Annotated in this window: 18 protein-coding genes; 14 read left to right on the top strand and 4 right to left on the bottom strand. The window is 40.5% G+C overall.

The features are described 5' to 3' along the window. The first annotated feature begins 7 nt into the window (after positions 1-7). The 4 genes from BCU84_RS13170 (at position 8) to BCU84_RS13155 (ending at position 3,752) form a co-directional block, all read left to right on the top strand. Positions 8-1,240 (top strand): lipoprotein-releasing ABC transporter permease subunit, encoded by a 1,233-nt coding sequence (locus BCU84_RS13170; protein WP_102528542.1) that lies wholly within the window; start codon positions 8-10, stop codon positions 1,238-1,240. Then, positions 1,240-1,986 carry a lipoprotein-releasing ABC transporter ATP-binding protein LolD gene (lolD, locus tag BCU84_RS13165; protein ID WP_102528541.1) on the top strand — a complete coding sequence of 249 codons (747 nt, stop codon included), beginning with the start codon at positions 1,240-1,242 and terminating at the stop codon, positions 1,984-1,986. The genes BCU84_RS13170 and lolD overlap by 1 nt, the downstream gene beginning before the upstream one ends. Then, complete coding sequence (gene lolE / locus BCU84_RS13160; RefSeq protein ID WP_102528540.1) at positions 1,986-3,233, top strand: lipoprotein-releasing ABC transporter permease subunit LolE; 1,248 nt, start codon at positions 1,986-1,988, stop codon at positions 3,231-3,233. Before lolD ends, lolE begins: the two co-directional genes overlap by 1 nt. Before the next feature lie 183 nt (positions 3,234-3,416). After that, positions 3,417-3,752, top strand: coding sequence for a hypothetical protein (locus tag BCU84_RS13155; protein ID WP_102528539.1), 336 nt, complete (start codon positions 3,417-3,419; stop codon positions 3,750-3,752). Between the two features lie 330 nt (positions 3,753-4,082). On the opposite strand, the gene BCU84_RS13150 is transcribed toward BCU84_RS13155, so the two are convergent. Beyond that, positions 4,083-4,514 carry a hypothetical protein gene (locus BCU84_RS13150; RefSeq protein WP_102528538.1) on the bottom strand — a complete coding sequence of 144 codons (432 nt, stop codon included), beginning with the start codon at positions 4,512-4,514 and terminating at the stop codon, positions 4,083-4,085. Positions 4,515-4,611: 97 nt separating this feature from the next. Between BCU84_RS13150 and BCU84_RS13145 the strand changes: the two genes are divergently transcribed. Continuing rightward, the gene (locus BCU84_RS13145) at positions 4,612-5,157 is read left to right on the top strand and encodes a DUF924 family protein (RefSeq protein ID WP_102528537.1); all 546 of its coding nucleotides are present in this window, start codon (positions 4,612-4,614) and stop codon (positions 5,155-5,157) included. Between the two features lie 111 nt (positions 5,158-5,268). On the opposite strand, the gene BCU84_RS13140 is transcribed toward BCU84_RS13145, so the two are convergent. After that, complete coding sequence (locus BCU84_RS13140; protein ID WP_102528536.1) at positions 5,269-6,078, bottom strand: helix-turn-helix transcriptional regulator; 810 nt, start codon at positions 6,076-6,078, stop codon at positions 5,269-5,271. A gap of 141 nt (positions 6,079-6,219) precedes the next feature. On the opposite strand from BCU84_RS13140, the gene BCU84_RS13135 reads away from it, so the two are divergent. Continuing rightward, complete coding sequence (locus tag BCU84_RS13135) at positions 6,220-7,179, top strand: LysR family transcriptional regulator (protein ID WP_102528535.1); 960 nt, start codon at positions 6,220-6,222, stop codon at positions 7,177-7,179. Positions 7,180-7,331: 152 nt separating this feature from the next. On the opposite strand, the gene BCU84_RS13130 is transcribed toward BCU84_RS13135, so the two are convergent. Then, positions 7,332-8,330, bottom strand: a complete 999-nt coding sequence (locus BCU84_RS13130) for an NADP-dependent oxidoreductase (protein WP_102528534.1) — start codon at positions 8,328-8,330, stop codon at positions 7,332-7,334. A gap of 127 nt (positions 8,331-8,457) precedes the next feature. On the opposite strand from BCU84_RS13130, the gene BCU84_RS13125 reads away from it, so the two are divergent. The 3 genes from BCU84_RS13125 (at position 8,458) to BCU84_RS13115 (ending at position 10,341) form a co-directional block, all read left to right on the top strand. Further along, positions 8,458-9,369: a LysR family transcriptional regulator gene (locus BCU84_RS13125; RefSeq protein ID WP_102528533.1), complete on the top strand. Its 912-nt coding sequence runs from the start codon at positions 8,458-8,460 to the stop codon at positions 9,367-9,369. Positions 9,370-9,549: 180 nt separating this feature from the next. Next, positions 9,550-10,101, top strand: coding sequence for a GNAT family protein (locus BCU84_RS13120; RefSeq protein WP_102528532.1), 552 nt, complete (start codon positions 9,550-9,552; stop codon positions 10,099-10,101). Next, positions 10,102-10,341 (top strand): DUF3624 domain-containing protein, encoded by a 240-nt coding sequence (locus BCU84_RS13115; RefSeq protein WP_102528531.1) that lies wholly within the window; start codon positions 10,102-10,104, stop codon positions 10,339-10,341. It begins immediately after the preceding gene. A gap of 82 nt (positions 10,342-10,423) precedes the next feature. Here the strand turns inward: BCU84_RS13115 and BCU84_RS13110 are convergent, their stop codons facing one another. Continuing rightward, complete coding sequence (locus BCU84_RS13110) at positions 10,424-10,927, bottom strand: DUF2062 domain-containing protein (RefSeq protein WP_102528530.1); 504 nt, start codon at positions 10,925-10,927, stop codon at positions 10,424-10,426. A gap of 64 nt (positions 10,928-10,991) precedes the next feature. Between BCU84_RS13110 and BCU84_RS13105 the strand changes: the two genes are divergently transcribed. From BCU84_RS13105 to BCU84_RS13085, 5 genes are all read left to right on the top strand, one after another. Further along, entirely contained in the window at positions 10,992-13,634 is a 2,643-nt protein-coding gene (locus tag BCU84_RS13105) for a DNA internalization-related competence protein ComEC/Rec2 (protein WP_198589579.1), read from the top strand. 40 nt (positions 13,635-13,674) lie between these two features. Next, on the top strand, positions 13,675-15,480 hold the full coding sequence (gene msbA / locus BCU84_RS13100) for a lipid A export permease/ATP-binding protein MsbA (protein WP_102528528.1): 1,806 nt from the start codon (positions 13,675-13,677) through the stop codon (positions 15,478-15,480). Then, positions 15,481-16,491 (top strand): tetraacyldisaccharide 4'-kinase, encoded by a 1,011-nt coding sequence (lpxK, locus tag BCU84_RS13095; protein ID WP_102528527.1) that lies wholly within the window; start codon positions 15,481-15,483, stop codon positions 16,489-16,491. It abuts the gene before it with no gap. Then, positions 16,478-16,651: a Trm112 family protein gene (locus BCU84_RS13090; RefSeq protein ID WP_102528526.1), complete on the top strand. Its 174-nt coding sequence runs from the start codon at positions 16,478-16,480 to the stop codon at positions 16,649-16,651. Before lpxK ends, BCU84_RS13090 begins: the two co-directional genes overlap by 14 nt. A 321-nt stretch (positions 16,652-16,972) precedes the next feature. Beyond that, positions 16,973-17,695, top strand: coding sequence for a phosphotransferase (locus BCU84_RS13085; RefSeq protein ID WP_102528525.1), 723 nt, complete (start codon positions 16,973-16,975; stop codon positions 17,693-17,695). Positions 17,696-17,725 lie beyond the last annotated feature (30 nt).

Raw genomic sequence — 17,725 nt, 5'->3', positions numbered from 1 at the left:
TTCCTTTATGAATTTTCGGTTTTCACTGTTTATAGGTTACCGCTATTGGCGCACAAGAAAAGCCAATGCTTTTGCATCTTTCATTACTTTTTTTGCTGTTTCGGGTATTTTTTTAGGTGTCGCTGCGCTGATTATTGTTAGCTCAGTGATGAACGGTCTAGAAGGGCAACTCAAAGAGCGAATTCTAGGTGCTGTGCCGCAGTTAACCCTAGTTAATGACGCAGGTTTTAGTGATTGGCAGCAACAGACGCAATCATTAACTGCCCAATCTCAAGTGCATGGGTTAGCACCTACTGTAACCACTCAAGCCATGGTGCAATCCAGTCAGAATATCAGTGCTGTGCAAGTTTATGGCGTATTCCCAGAATATGAACAAAACTTGTCGGCCATAATCGCTAATACCTATTCCAGTGCGTTTGAGCAGTTGACACCGGGTAGTTACAATATTGTACTTGGCAGTGAATTAGCGAGAAAGTTATCCATCAATATCGGTGACAGAGTCAGACTACTTAGTGGTGATGGCGTGGTGTATTCGCCACTCGGTCCTGTGCCAAGCCAGCGAAAATTTACTGTAGCGGGTGTATTTGAGATGGGCTCGCAAGTCGATTCAGCGTTAGCTTATATTCATTACACAGACGCAAGACGATTAATGCGATTAAAGCCAAATGAAATCAATGAGCTTAGAGTGTATTTGGCCGATCCGTTCGCTGCGCCGCAAATGGGTGAAAGTATTGCCGCAGAACTTAAACAGCAGAACATTGATATCACAACCCGAGATTGGCGTGAAAGTTTTGGCCATTTATTCGCTGCGGTCAAAATGGAAAAAAACATGATGTCATTGATGTTATCGCTGATTGTCGCTGTTGCAGCGTTTAACATTGTGTCAGCGTTAGTAATGATGGTTATAGATAAAACCACTGATGTGGCGGTATTAAAAACCCAAGGGTTAACCACTCAGGCAGTGATGAATATCTTTATTGTGCAGGGCTCGCTTAATGCGATTATTGGTCTGGGATTAGGGGCTCTGGCTGGTGTTACCATCACCTTAAATTTAAATATTATTTTGGGCGTATTAGGCATTTCAGTATTGGGAGCAGGGCAAATGTTACCGGTCGAGATCTCGGTTACCCAAATCGCTATTATTGTTGTTGGCACCTTGGCGATGACGCTTATTGCCACGATTTACCCAGCATTAACCGCTGCACGCGTTCAGCCAGCAACCGCATTGAGATATGAATAATGAAAAAAGAAGCTTCAGTGATATTGCAAGTCAGTAACGTAAGCAAACAGTTTCATGATGGTGAAACCACCACCAAAGTGCTGACTAATGTTGATTTGAATGTGTATAAAGGCGAACAACTTGCCATTGTTGGTAGCTCTGGTTCAGGTAAAAGTACCTTATTGCATATCATGGGAACATTGGATATTCCTACCGCTGGCGAGGTCTTGCTTGATGGTGAAAATCTCTATCAATTAAACGCCACTCGTCAGGCCGAAATACGTAATCAAGATTTAGGGTTTATTTACCAATTTCATCATTTGTTACCTGAGTTCTCAGCACTTGAAAATGTGGCAATGCCAGCATTTATTCAAGGCCGAGATAAAAAGCAAACCTTGAAAGAAGCGACTGAATTACTCGAAAGAGTCGGCCTTGGGCATAGATTACAGCATATCCCTGCGCAGCTTTCAGGCGGAGAGCGTCAGCGCGTCGCGATTGCTAGAGCGCTTATTAATAAGCCTAAGCTAGTGCTTGCAGATGAGCCAACGGGTAATTTGGATGCTAACAGTGGCGACAGTGTGTATTTGCTTATTCGCGAACTCGCTCAGCAATTAGGGACTGCATTTGTTGTGGTCACTCATGATTATAAGCTGGCTGAAAAGATGGATAGACAGCTAACGATGAAAGACGGTGTATTGCAGTCTTTAACGGGGGCTAATAACCCTCTTGCTGCAAAAGCTGAGTCAACTGCGATGGATAATAGTTAATGAAATCATTACTGCCGCTCACAATAGGTTGGCGTTTTTATCGGGCTAGACAATCTAATGGTTTCATTGGGTTTATTTCATTTGCCTCCACAGCGGGTATCGCACTGGGTGTTGCGGTACTTATTTTGGTGTTATCCGCCATGAACGGTTTTGAGCGAGAGCTTGAACAACGTTTGTTAGGTGTAGTGTCTCATGGCGAGTTGCTCAGTGTGAATGAGCCTTTACATGATTGGCAGTCTATTGCAGAAACAGCTAAAGATATGCCCGAAATCGTCGCCACAGCGCCTTTTATTCGGATGCAAGGACTCGTGCAAAAGCCGGGTGGTTTTCAAGGTATTGAGCTTAACGGTATTGAACCTGAATTTGAGCAAAAAGTATCAACACTCGCAGAGTTTATGCCGGCCGCTGCCTGGAATGCGTTGGCTGAGCCAGTAAACAATATTGTCTTAGGTCGCAGTCTATTAGACAAGCTTGGCTTAAGTGTTGGCGATACATTATCTATGTATACGCCGGACATGAGCCAATCTAATAAATTGTCAGCAGCTAAAAGTCATCGATTTATTGTGGCAGGGGTTTACGATTTAGGGGGCGAGATTGAATCGACGCAGGCATATGTTTCGATGTCATACCTTGCTAGCGTATTAAAAATTCCCCAAGGTTCAGCAACCGGCCTTAGAATTACCGTTAACAATGTATTCAGTGCGCCAAGAATTACTCGCGATCTTGGCTATGCGCAAAGTCAGTATTTACACTTAAATAACTGGACTCGCTCACAAGGGCATTTATATCAAGATATTCAACTAGTCCGCATGGTGATGTACTTAGTGCTGGCGTTAGTTATTGCAGTGGCTTGTTTTAATATCGTGTCTACCTTAGTGATGGCTGTGAGAGATAAAAGTGCTGAAATTGCAATTTTAATGACCATGGGCTTAAAACGTGGCGCTGTTATGGCGATTTTTATCATGCAAGGCGGCTTGAACGGTTTATTAGGTTGTACCATTGGCGCTGGTATTGGGGTGCTGCTTGCAACCAACTTAAGCGCAACAGCCAGTTTTGTTGAACGAACCTTTGGGATCCAGCTATTAGCTTCTGATATTTATTTTATCGACTTTTTACCGTCTGAATTACAACAACAAGATGTGATATTAGTGGTCACAATGGGACTCGTCATGAGCTTGTTTGCGACGATTTATCCAGCTTATAAAGCCACTAAAATTGCTCCAGCATCAGCACTAGCGGGTCGTTAAGGGCTTATTTCTACGCTGCAAGTTTTCAGAGCAAGCAAGGTTTGTTTGATTCTGTAAGTTGAGTTTGTTGTCTTTATCAATAAGATATCTAATGTAAGATGATATAAATCAATAACTTAAGCGGTCGACTTTGTCAGGCGAGCCGTATAATAAGCTGTTATGTTTCTTTGGGTCGGAGTCGATATGGAGGTTAACTTGGAATTTTCAGATTACATGGCAATTAGTGCCTTTCTGGTTGCTTTACTCTCAGCACTATATGCTAGGTGGACTTGGTCAGAAGCTAAAAAAGCAAATGGTATCTCACGTGTAAATTCACTCCTGACCTTAAAACAGCATTACTCGGATCTATTGCAAAAAGAGCATGATAAATCTAAAGCGTGGCTTGAGGGTAAAGAAAATAAGGTTAGTGATGGTTACACCGAAGCTTGTTTAAATGCAGCAGATTATCAGCAGAAATATAGGCAAGTTAGCTCGCAACTTGAAAAGCTAAAACCTGAAGTGTTAACCAACGAAACATAACAAGAATTTAAAGTGGGACTGCTAACAGTTTGCTCGGTTCCGCTTCGCTGCACATTCTAGCAAACAATTATCAGCCCCTTAAATGGACGTTGAGGATGTAGAATTAATCTATAGTGGTAAAATGTAGATGATTTCTGTGTTTACACCGTCCGTACAATTCACTTTCTAGTGGGATACTCCCTTTGATTTCACGTAGCAACGCCATTAGAGGCTTAATTTTTACGATTCTGAAGCTGGTTTACTGAAATAGAAATTCTACTAGCTCGTTAAATGCCCCCTCAATGTCAGCTCATGGAGTCCAATTCTCCTGTAGAAATCTAACCACTCACCTTAGTCAAAGTAACTTTTAACACTGTCCCAAATCCCTAAAGACGTATCAGGAAATAAGTCGATACCCAGTGCCGATTTTAATAGGTACAACATTAGTAGCCCAAACAGCATACTAATAATGATAAAACCACTGACACTAGCAAACATCATCAGCATAGATAGGTTCTTTTCTCGACGAGTATAGGCGCGTTTGTTTTTACCTAGTAAAAACACGTAGTAAAAACGCCACTTAATGAAAGGAAATTTGAATGTTCCTCGTTTATCTACGAAGTGTCCGCCCCAAGTATTAGGACCCAATGACATCTTTATGGCATGGAGTTGTTCATTAGTGAAACTTGATGCAACATCAGATGGTGAGCGTTTGAGCACTTTTTCAATAAGTGGATCTTGCCTTATGGTATCGCTGGTTGTTTTTTGAGCAGGGCTTGTCATCGATACCCCTTGTTTATCATTATTAACGATTAAGTTAAATCTAGCATACAATTGTAAAGTTACTGAAATTGAACACAATAGACTATTAAAGGCGCTAATGATGACAGATTTTCAGCAAGTGATTTCATTTTGGTTTGATGACATAGACAAGTCTATGTGGTTTAAAAAAGACAACGAGTTCGATCGAATTATCATGTCTAAATTTGCCAGGTTACACAGTCAAGCCATGGCTGGAGAACTATATGAGTGGCGAAAGCAGCCTCAAGGCAGGTTGGCGGAAATTATTGTATTGGATCAATTCTCCAGAAATATGTACCGAGACTCTGCAAAAGCGTTCGCATCAGACACACTCGCATTGGTTTTAGCCCAAGAAGCCGTAGCACAGGGGCAAGATAAGCTGTTAACAACAACTGAACGTAGCTTTTTGTACATGCCTTACATGCATAGCGAGTCTGAAGTCATTCATCAGCAGGCACTCGTCTTATTTAATCAAGATGGTTTGGAGTCAAACTATCAGTTTGAAAAAAAGCACTTTGACATCATAAAGCAATATGGCCGCTATCCTCATCGAAACAGTATTTTAGGAAGAGAGTCTACTGCAGCAGAAATCGCCTTTCTCACTCAACCTGGATCAGCGTTTTAAGGCCGAATTAATGTAATAAGCAGCTCAGTTAAAAACAAAAACGCCTATCAATAGCTTGATAGGCGTTAATCTTACGTCACGAATATGCGTTGTTTTACGCAATAAGCGCGATTAGTCGTAATGTTGCTCGTAACGAAGTAATGCCAAGTCATCGTTACCGTTGAGCACATGTTTAATAAATGGATTATTAAACAAACTCTCACTCTTAGCACTATGCAAGGTGATTGGGCCGCTTGTTGGCACTTGTTCAAGGTAAATATCATTAAACAAATGGCTATAATAGTTAATGAAGCTTGGTAAAAGCAGTACAAGTTCTGATGATAACGTTTGAATGAATTTAAAAATATTCATACGAATAGTTTTATCAATTGCCACGACACTTGCCAGCTTCAGGTAGCCGTTTTGTGCAACACAAAAGGCAAGGTGCCCGATAAGTGAATTGTTATAGTAAAAACATACAACCTTTAAACGCTTACATCCAATGTGTTCAAGGGTTTCATTAAAGTCATAACCGCTTTGCACTTTATGCGCTTGGTATATCGACTCTTTGTCATCTTCAGCCATCTCATCAAACCAAAACTCTTTAATTTGATTAATGCTGTAATTGTAAATGTTTGGCATTTGGCCATCATGAATACGATTTTTACGGGCTTTTCTGATAACTTTTAATTCATGTTCGTCGTATTGATAACACTGGTTAAAAAAGTTCGCTAAACCTACTCTTCGATTTAAAGATGGCAGAATAGTGCCTTTTTCCCAAAGACTCACCATTGACTGGTTTATGTTTTTGAACAGGCTGTGATTATTCGCTAAATCATCAGCTAAAGTTTGTTGAGATAGACGATACGATTTACGGTATTGTCTTAACACACTCGAAAAACTTTCTTTGTTAAATTCGGTTTCAGTAAACTGATTTGCCACGTGCTTCCCCTGGATACATATGTGAACTAAATGTCGTTGTCATTTAAACGACGCAAATCTTAGTTAACACTTGTGACGTGAGCTACTTATAATAACTATAAGCTATGCTAATATTGGGGCGTATTTATCAAGGATTAACGCATGTACGTAAAGTATTCAGATCAAATAAACCTTAACTATTTACGTGTATTTAATGAATTGTATATAACGCGTAGTACAACTGGTGCAGCGGCAAAATTAGGTATCTCTCAATCAGCTGTAAGCCAGATATTATCTAAGTTACGTGAGGCAACTGGCGATCCATTATTCATCAAGGGTCAAGGTCATTTAGTGCCTACTGTTAGAGCAACAACGATTGGTGAAGGTTTAGCTGCTGAGCTGATGTTATTAGAAAAAAAGTTATATCCTGATGAGTTTTTTAATCAGGCCGATTTTGACGGCGAGATCACATTTGCGATTTCCAGCCCACTGATTGATATCATTTCAAAACCACTCGTAGAGATCAGCTCAAAGATTTTGCCAAAGGCGAGAATTTCGTTTGTTCATTGGAACGATCATACTCTTGATCAAATTATCAATGGCGATGTTCATATTGGTTTTAACCTGTTTCCATTAAATGCACCAAAAGAAATTAGACAAATACCTATTAGAGAATCAAAGCCCATTTTTGTTAGCAGAACGGAAAATAAATGGATTGAAGAGGGAATGGAAAATAGTGGTTTCAAAGACCATGTTTTTGCGGGTGTCATACTCAGTGGGATTAATCGTATTAAGGGGATCCTAGAAAACACTGATTTAATGGAAGGGTTTAGGTTTAAATATCGCTCTGAGTCACAATCGATATTGGCGAATCATTTACTGACCGACAATAGCGTTATTCTGGTCGATGAGTTGTCTAGCCATCATTATGAAGAATATTATTGTTACCAGGCGCCTCAGCGACTTAATAAGTTATTACCGACTTCCTTGAGTTACGCTATTTATTACTTGCAAGCAAATCATCAACATCCAATTTACTCTGATGCAGAAAGGGTTGTTCGTAACATACTGGATGAGCTTCTTGCCAACATTAAGATTATTCCCAACCAAAACCGCTATTAAGTCATCAGACTGCTGTGACATTGATAACGTCGTTGAGTTAACTGAGCATAAAAAAGCGCTACATTTTGGGAATGTAGCGCTAATAAGCGGTTTTTAAAACTCACTGAAATCGATTAGTGCAAAAGTCGACGGAGAGAAACGACTTAACCGACTTACAGTTTCACCATCAACTTACCTTTGTTGCCACCGCTAAAGAATAAATTTAACCCATCAATTGATGATTCAAGGCCTTCTAATACGTGTGCACGATGTTTGATTTTACCCTGCAGCACATAAGGGGTTAACTTCTCTAATAGGCTTGGTACTTCGCCGTAATGATCTGGCATAGTAAAACCTTGCACCGTAATGCGTCGTTTAAGGATATTCATCCAACTCGGTCCTGGGGCAGGTGTCTGTTTACTGTAATCTGCAATCAGTCCACATACCATGACGCGTCCATGTGGATTCATTCTATCGACAATTAGGTTTTGAATCGGGCCTGCGGTATTTTCAAAAAATAAATCAATCCCTTGTGGAGCTAACTTATCTAATTCAGCAGCTAAGTCTGCTTTTTTATAATTTATTGCAGAATCAAAACCAAGCTCGTTCACTATCCAGTCAGCTTTTTCATCACTGCCTACAACGCCAATGACATGTAAGCCATCAGCTTTAGCTAATTGCCCTACAATCGAGCCTACAGAGCCCGCTGCGCCCGTGACAATGATTGTTTCGCCAGCTTTAGGTTTGCCGACATTAAATAAACCTTGAGTTGCGGTTAAACCTGGTAGGGCAAAGACCGATAAAATTGCTTCGTCAGGGAGTGGTGCATCGATTTTGTTTAAGCCTTTACCTTCACTGACAAAGTACTCTTGCCAACCCATCATCCCCATCACGCGATCGCCCGCTTTAAAATCTGGATGATTACTTTCAACGACCTCGCCAACACCACTACTGCGCATTACATCGCCTAAATTAACCGGTGGAATATAGCTATCAGTATCTGGTTGCATCCAACCAAACATTGCCGGATCCAATGACATGTAGTTTTGCTTAACCAGTAATTCACCTGGTTTAACAGTAGGCATTGGCTTTTGAATCACTTCAAAAATATCTGAAGTGATTGGGCCACCTTGTGGGCGTTTGACAAGGTTAATGGCGGTATAGGTGCTCATTGAAATATCCTTTTACTCATTGGGTTCGATATATTGTTTGTTGAAGTTATTATTCCTTTTCTTTTTTATAAGATATAGTGGCTAAAAAGCGATTCTTTATTGCTTTTATGACAACAATGGATGATTTATGGATCAATTAAGAGCTCTTAAGTATTTTGTCAAAGTCGTAGAATTAGGCAGCTTTACTCAAGCGGCTAAGACTTTTTCAGTGCCTGCTTCATCATTGTCACGTCGTGTGGCTGATTTAGAGAAAAGTTTAGGGGCAACCTTATTAAAGCGATCTACACGTGCGGTTAGCTTAACTGAGATTGGTACTGAGTATTATCAACAAGTATCTTCGCTGCTCAACCAATTAGAGCAAAGTAATGAAGCCGTTAGAAGTTATCAAACAGAACCAATGGGGACGTTGCGGATCAGTGCGATGGTAGGGATTGGCCGTGAAGTACTTATTCCCTTAATGGATGAGTTTTCTCGTTTATACCCCAAAGTTATTCTTGATATTGAACTCAGCGATGAGCTGTCTTCGGTTGGTCGGGATGATGTTGATATCGCGATCAGGGGCGGATACGCCCCAAATGACAGAGTGGTAGCGATTCGGTTAATGGACAATCAATTTATTCCTGCAGCGACTGAGCAATACTTGCAGCAAATGGGCACTCCTCATCATCCATCTGAATTGTCACAGCATAAAGGGTTATATTATCGCTCGCCTAATGGCAGAGTACCTTGGTTAAGTTTTATCGATGGTCAATGGCAAGATGTGTCAGCTCCAGCAGCTGCCATTAGCAATGCTGGGGAGTGGTTGATTGAAAAAGCCAAACAGGGTGATGGCATTGTCATGATGCCAAGATGGGTGTTATCGCCTTTTTTACATCGAGGCGAGCTACAAGAACTTGATTTTGAGCCACCGCTATCAGCCAGCCAAAGTGCTGACTTTGGGGTTTACTTGATATATCAAAAGCAGCGCTATCACGTGCCCAAAGTAAAAGCTGCGGTAGATTTTTTAGTGGCGAGAATTAAACATGCGACATGGGGCTAACTAGTATTGGCTTTAAGTATTAGCTTTAAGGAAATATTCATTAGTATGGCTTGGGTGAAGATCGTTTAAAGTTTAGCAAGTAGCAAGTAGCAAGTAGCAAGTAGCAAGTAGCAAGTAAAAAAGTGATACATAGAAAAGTAACTGCTGGTCAATGATTACAGGGTATATAAGGTTACCAATATGGACTTTAAAATAGTAACTCAGCATTTGAGCATACGTGCCTTTAGGGAAGAGGATTTGACCTTCTTTGCCGAATATAGAGCCGACCCGAAAATCGCCCAATACCAGAGCTGGACTGACTACAATATTGAACAAGCACGTGCGTTTTATGCAGCAATGGATTATCAAACCTTCGGTCAACCAGGTCAGTGGTTTCAATTGGCTATTGCAGATAAACAAACTCAGCAGATTATGGGCGATGTTGCACTGCATTTTGTTGATGAGCAGCAAATGGAAATCGGTTTTACATTGGCGCAGCAATATCAACAACAAGGCTTTGCCTATGAAGCCGTTACTGCTGTAATTGAGTACTTATTTTTTAAATTGAATAAACACCGTATTGTGGCGACAACTGACGCCAACAATAAAGCTTCAATGGCTTTATTAACCAAGTTAAGTTTTAGAAAAGAAGGTCATTACCATCAAAATATCTTTTTTAAAGGCCATTGGGGTGATGAATGTTTTTTTGCTCTGCTAAAGGATGAGTATATGACCAAGCTTGAGGAAAACTAGATGGCTTGTGATGAATGCCAAGAATCCATTTTTAAGCAAAAGATTGGACGGTGTAAAGCCTGCATGTGGCAATTAACGGGTTTGTCGATGGTTGGCTGGCCACTATGGTGGTGGCTTTATGCTGAAGATATGACCTCTGTTGAGTCAATTGCTATGGTATTTTTCTGCTGTGCTTTTAGTGGATTACTGTGTGTGCATTTAATGGTATTTAGTTATCGAAAACTTAATCATCTTGAATGAGCTTGAACTAATACCAAATTAGTCGGTAAGACTATAAAAAAAGTCAGCAAACATGCTGACTTTTTTATGGTGTTTTTACAGACTAATTCCTGCTTTTCCATTTGAATAATACTGAATATTTCCAAAGACTCTTAATCACAAAAAAGCTGATAAAAGCAAAAATAAAGGCGTAAACAATACACCCTAATAGGAAAGGTGGGCCTATGGTGCCAATAGAGCTTTCAACCCATTGCCAACTGGCTTCAAAGTTAAAGTGAGTAGTTTCCATGCCTAATATTTTCGAGCCCAGTAAATAAGCCGCATAAAACATGAATGGCATAGTGATTGGATTTGTTAACCAAACGAGTGCAACTGCCAGTGGAATATTGACGTTAAAAAATATCGCCATGCCAGCAGCAATGACCATTTGAAATGGAAGCGGAAGCCAAGCAACAAATAATCCAATCGCAAATGAGCCAGGAGCTGACTTACGATTTAAGCTCCAAAGGTTAGGTTTATCTAATAATTTGCCGAAAACACGTAAATATTTGTGATTACGTAATGTTTCAGGATTCGGCATAAATTTTTGTAATAATTTTTTTGGCATATACGCGATTACTGTCTTTAATTAATCAATGATAAATCGATTCATTTATGGTTTTTGCGCCAGTATGCTTTTTAGCAATATGTTGCCAAGCTTACTTCCTATATGGATGGCGTCTATCATTCTGATTGTCGCTTTATCTTGCCTCATAAAATGGCCGTTCATCAGCGGAGCATTTAGTGGGCTTTTATTAGTTTCTTTTTGTTTTTATTCATTATTTTATTCACACGAATCTGAAATTCCTGTTCAAAAACAATTCAAGGCAGAGATAGTATCACTAGTTAGCACAAACAGCGACTGGATAAGTTTCGACATTCGTTTGATTTCTGAGCAAAATAGTTTTTATGACACTAACTATAGACTCTCATGGCAACAACCGCCTGAAGTAAAAGTGGGCCAAGTATGGCTGTTTACGGCGCGAATGAAGCCGATAACCAGTCCGATTAATCAAGGCGGATTTAATCAACAAAAGAATTTATTGAGTCGTCATATTGTTGCTAAAGGTCGCGTTAAGCAGGCTGAACTTGTTCATTATGACGTGCCATTAAGACAATCGATCATCAATAAGATGACGCCAATATTACATTCACTATCCCATGGGGCGGTGTTGAATGCGTTATTGTTTGGCGACAAATCTGAACTTACTCAAATGCAATGGCAGCAACTAAGGCAAACAGGTACAGGGCACTTAGTAGCGATATCTGGTTTACACCTGTCAGTCGTGTTTGGCTTGTTTTGGTTTATCTTCCGTCATAGCCTGCAACACTTCGCACCTGTTTTTAGTCGCAGAAACCTGCTACTTGCGATGATGTTTTCATCGTTAACCGTATTGGGATATGGCTATTTAGCAGGTTTTGCGATTGCAACCCAGCGTGCACTCGTCATGTTATTAATGTTGGTGATGCTGTCTATCGTAAATCATCATTCATCCCCATGGCAGCGGCTTACTTGGGCACTGTTTGCTGTATTAGCTATTGATCCTTTTGCGAGTTTAAGTGCTGGTTTTTGGCTGTCTTTCAGTGCGCTGGGGATCATATTGTTTACCCTTGAATACATCGCAGCTAAAACAAACACTGAGAATAATGCAGTTGATGAAGCTAATAATTATGGCACTAATAATAACAGTAATTATGAGCTTCAAGATCTTGAGAATGAGCTCGATGAAAAGGAAAATGACGAGATTGATGAAGGGCTAAAGCCCAAGGAAGTATCAGCTGTTAAGCATTTATTTTATCAAAATTTCAAATCGACTTACCGTCATTATCAACAACAAACCCTGTTATATCTGCAAACATTTTGGGCCATACAGTGGCGCTTGGCTGTTGGGTTAGGTTTATTGCAAGCGATACTGTTTGGCACCATTTCCATTAATAGTATTTGGGTTAATTTATTGATGGTGCCTTGGTTTAGTATCGTGGTCATTCCTCTCAGTATTATTGGCTTGGTGGGGAATATAATCCTAATGATATTGCCGCTAACTGAAGGCGTTAGGCAGCTAGTTGGTGCTAAATTGATGGCTTTAGGGGATATTTCTCTTGCGCCTTTTGAGTCTCTTATTAGTCAAAGCGATCAGTGGCCAATGGCGTTAGTGTATTTACCCGATACGATGGTTGTCTGTTTAATGATGTTTGCTTTAGGGTTATTTTTATTAAAGTGGGCAGTGGATACCCCTTGGCTATGTGTGGTTGGTTTGTTGTGTGTGCCATTTTTTCTACAATTAACAGTGAGTATATTTGAGTCGAAAGCACCGTTACAGCAAGAGCCATTTGGTCAACAACAGACCTGGCACGTACATGTGCTAGATGTCGGTCAAGGTATGGCGGTGCTGGTACAACGAGGTAATAGGGCGATACTTTATGATACTGGCGCAGCTTACGGTCAAAGCTTTAGCTATGCTGATCGCGTCATAGTGCCGACTCTGAGAGCAAAAGGAATTAATCGTCTGGATTATATTATTGTGAGTCATGACGATAATGACCATTCGGGAGGGTTAAAGGTGTTAGCTCAGCATTATCCCAAAGCAGTGATTATCAGTGATACAGCAGCGCATCATGATGCAATGACTGCAAATAGTATTATTGATCTTCACCTAAGCTCAGGCTCAGATACCCAAAAAGGCACAAAAATAGGCATCCCAAAAGACACAGGAATAACAACAGACACAACCACAGAAACAGTCACAGAAATAACAACAGCCACAGACAATGTACTTAACCACTGTGTAAATCGTCAATTCCAATGGGCTGGCTTAACATTGAGCCTTGCTGCAAACCCCACTGCCACCAATGACAATAACCGCTCATGTATTGCTTATGTTGATGATGGTAAGCACCGGGTACTACTGACTGGCGATATTGAAAAAAGCACTGAACAATATTTAGTAGAACACAAACTGTTATCACCCACTGATATTTTGTTAGCACCACATCATGGTAGTCGCACTTCATCATCTGAGGCGTTTATTGATGCTGTATCACCAAAGCAGGTTATTTTTACTGCGGGATTTGCAAATCAATATGGATTTCCTAAAAAAGATGTTGTTGAGCGATATAAAACAAGAGGAGTTGAAACACTGATTAGCGGGAACTCTGGTCAAATAACTATCGATTTTAACTCGTCAAGTTATGCGATTCGTCAATATCGTTCAGATATTGCGCCATTTTGGTACAACAAGCTGTTTAGATTTGGTGAGAAAGTTAAAGCAGAGTAGAATATGGCCTTTGTTTGCTATTCAAGTGTTAATGTAATCAATGACAACAACTAATAACGAAATGTCGAGCGTATTTAAACGCCTTCTTACTTATCTCATTCCGATGAAAGGAATGTTCCTATTAGCCATTGCAGGCCTACTTACATATGGCCTTGTTGATGCAGCTTTTATTGCATTCATTAAACCTTTTATTGATGAAGGTTTTGGTCAAGCCCCTGCAGTTGTAGGCGGTGTTGAAGTTGATGTACCTACCCATGGCGGCTTTAACGCCAATAAAGATATTATGCTAATGGCGCCGCTGGTGGTCATTGGTATGTTTACTTTGCGTGGGATTGCCAACTTTGTGTCGACCTACTGCGTCTCTTATATGAGTGCGAAACTGATTATGGATATGCGCCAGCAAGTGTTTGAACACTACTTGCGTTTACCTGTCAGCTACATTGACCGTGAAAATAGCGGTAACTTAATTTCCCGGGTGACCTTTGATACTGAGCAAATCGCTCGAGCATCAGGCAGTGCGTTAATTTCTATTGTCCGTGACTCCATTACTGTCATTGCAATGTTAGCTATCATGTTTTTCTATTCGTGGAAATTATCCCTGTGTATTTTGGTGATAGGCCCATTAATGGGGATTGTGATAAGCGTGGTGAGTAAGCGTTTTCGTAAAGTCTCTAAGCAAATTCAATCAGCAATGGGTGGCGTTACTGCAACTACTGAGCAAATGATTAAAGGCCATAAAAATGTATTGGCTTTTGGCGGTCAGAAAACGGAAGTTAATCGATTCTTTAAAGTGAATGACTCTAACCGTCATCAGAATATGAAACTGGCAGTCGCTCAAGCCATTAGCCAACCTGTTATTATGATTATTGGCTCGTTTGCGCTTGCATTTGTGTTGTATGCAGCAACGTTCCCTGGTCTTAAAGAAGAATTAACTGCAGGTACTTTCGCTGCAATTCTTGGCGCAATGATGGCCATGCTTCAACCAATTAAAAACTTAACTCGGGTTAATGCTGAATTCCAGCGCGGTATTGCAGCTTGTACTACGGTGTTTGAATTACTTGATACCGCACCTGAATCAGATGCTGGTGAGTTTGAAACGAAGCGCGTTAAAGGTAACTTGAAGTTCAATAACGTGACGTTTAGTTACCCTGACACTGAAAAACCTGCCTTAACCAATATTGATTTTGAAGTTAAACAAGGTAAAACCATTGCCTTAGTGGGGCGCAGTGGTTCAGGAAAATCAACGATTGCAAGTTTGATGACGCGTTTTTACACTGGTGTATCAGAAGGGGATATCACCCTTGATGACGTTAGTATTTATGACTACAAGCTTAAGTCATTGCGTAATCAAGTGGCGCTTGTTTCGCAGCAAGTGACACTATTCAATGACACTATTGCTAATAACATTGCTTACGCTTACCCAGGTGAAGTAACTCGTGAACAAATTGTCAAAGCCGCTGAACTTGCTTACGCAATGGAGTTTATTGAAACGCTACCGGAAGGGCTAGACACTGAAGTAGGCGAGAATGGCGTGTTGTTATCTGGTGGACAACGTCAACGTATTGCCATTGCACGCGCCATGTTACGTGATGCACCAGTGCTGATTTTAGATGAAGCGACCTCAGCATTAGACACTGAGTCAGAAAAAGCGATTCAACATGGTTTAGACAATTTACGCCATAATCGTACATCTATCGTGATTGCCCATCGCCTTTCAACGATTGAATCAGCAGATGAAATCCTAGTGATTGATCAAGGCTCGGTAGTTGAGCGTGGTACACACACGGATCTTGTTGCTAAAGAAGGTATTTACGCTAACTTGTATCAAATGCAGTTTGGTAACTAAATGCAAGGGTTAGTGAACAAAATTTGGTATCAAGGCCATCCAGCTAAGTGGTTGTTATTGCCACTTAGTGGGTTGTTTGCCCTAGTGTCATACATAAGACGCCTCGGCTTTAAACTGGGAATTAGCCAAGCTGAGACCTTACCTGTTCCTGTCATCATCGTCGGTAATATCACCGCAGGTGGCAGCGGTAAAACCCCCACTGTTATCTATTTGATTAACTTATTGCGCCAACATGGTTATAAGCCTGGGGTGATAAGTCGTGGCTACGGCGTCAATATAGATGGTGTAAAAGCCGTTAATGTTGCAGATAAAGCCACCGAAGTGGGTGACGAGCCAGCAATGATAGTTGCTCGAACGCAGGTTCCTATGGTTGTTGGTGCTAAACGCATTGATGCCGCTAAAGCACTGTTAGCTCAATTTGATGTTGATGTGATCATTAGTGATGATGGCTTGCAGCATTATGCTTTAGCCCGAGATATAGAACTGGCTATTGTCGATGGTCAGCGCCGATATGGTAATCAGTGTTTGATACCCGCAGGGCCTTTACGTGAAGGTTTATGGCGCTTAAAAACGATTGATTGGGCCATTAATAATGGTGGCAACCCGCAAGCAAATGAAATTGCTATGACTCTTGAACCTTCTGATCTTAAAGCGGTAAAACCGTCATCGAATGATGAAAAATGGCAACAGCAAGAAGCGATAGCAATGGCTGGCATCGGAAATCCGCAGCGATTTTTCGATAGCTTAGTGACATTGGGTTATAAAATTAAACAAACAAAAGCATTTGAAGACCATCAAGCCTTTGATGAGAATGAGCTTACGCAGTTGTCTTTGCAGATGCCATTGATTATGACCGAGAAAGATGCGGTTAAATGTCGCGATTTTGCACAACAAAACTGGTGGTATTTGCCAGTTAATGCGAAGCTTAATGAAAGTTTTGATACAGCATTTTTGAATCGACTAAAAGAAGTCGTCAAAGTTAAACAAGGAAACCTCCATGGCGTTCGATAAAAAATTACTTGAGATTGTGGCTTGCCCAGTATGTAAAGGTAAGCTGGAATTTGATAAAGAAGCAGATCAATTGATTTGTAAAGCTGACAAGTTAGCTTACCCAATTACTGAAGGTATTCCTGTTTTACTTGAAAACAGAGCAATACCACTGGAGTCTTAATTGACGACGGAATAAGTTCTCGATTAATTCGTAGCTAATTTAAGAGTTCTGATACAACTCCTTATGACTGGAAAAAGCGCTATTGTTGGCGCTTTTTTTGTGGGTGTCATTCGGGCTGATATTGGTTTTTGTTAAACGGTACATAGATATTCGTTGGTTAAATTTTATGCATATCATGTTATCTGAATGTAAGAGGTGTTTATAGAGTAATTGCACTAATTATTAATTAAGTAAAACTTACTCTGATATTGTTTGCTAAATTTGCTTCGATTGACGATTTGTCCAGATACTGAATATACAAATCAGTTGTGGATACTTGTTATGACTCAAATGCAATCTTTTAAAGACAAAGTCGCCCTAATGTTGGTATTAAACCAAGGGGAGCGGATCAGTCAGTTTGAACATCATGGTAAGCGTTACTGGTTAAAACAAGTTGAGCAGCTAACAGGTGCAATGCGTTTTTTAAAAGCAGATTCTGCTAAAGCCCTAATTAAAGAAACCCAAGTATTAAAGCAGCTAGACGCAGAGGGAGCGCCTGTGCCCAAAGTGGTGGCTAATGGTGAAGGATATTTGGTGATTGAAGATGCTGGGCGCACAGTACGTGATTGGTTAGATAACAATGATATTGCAGCTACAGAGCAGCAAAACATTTTGAATGATTCAAGCCAAGCGTTAGCCGACTTACATCAAATGCAACTAGCTCACGGCCGTCCAGCACTTAGAGATATTAGCTGGCGCAGTGGTGAAGTTAAATTTATTGATTTTGAAGCTAATCAACAAAAGGGACCTGTGGTAGAGCAACAAATCCGTGATTTGTTGGTTTATATTCACAGCTTGTATCGCTATTTAGGCGCAGATAGCGAACGCATTTCGAAAACCATCACAGCTTACCGACAAGCAGGCGGTGAAGCTATTTGGCAAAAATCCAAAGACTTTTTGGCCTCATGGCAATGGTTGTATTACTTCGCGAGTCCGATTAAAAACGTTGGCGGTAAGGATTTAAAGCCGGTTTATTGGGTGTTATGGCATTTTAGAAACAACTAGTGAATCAATCGAAATTAAAAAAGCTTGTGA

The organism is Shewanella sp. 10N.286.51.B7 (assembly GCF_002873615.1).
Lineage (GTDB): Bacteria > Pseudomonadota > Gammaproteobacteria > Enterobacterales > Shewanellaceae > Shewanella > Shewanella electrodiphila.
The sequence above is the reverse complement of the archived record's forward strand: the minus strand, read 5'-3'. Positions and strand labels throughout refer to the sequence as shown.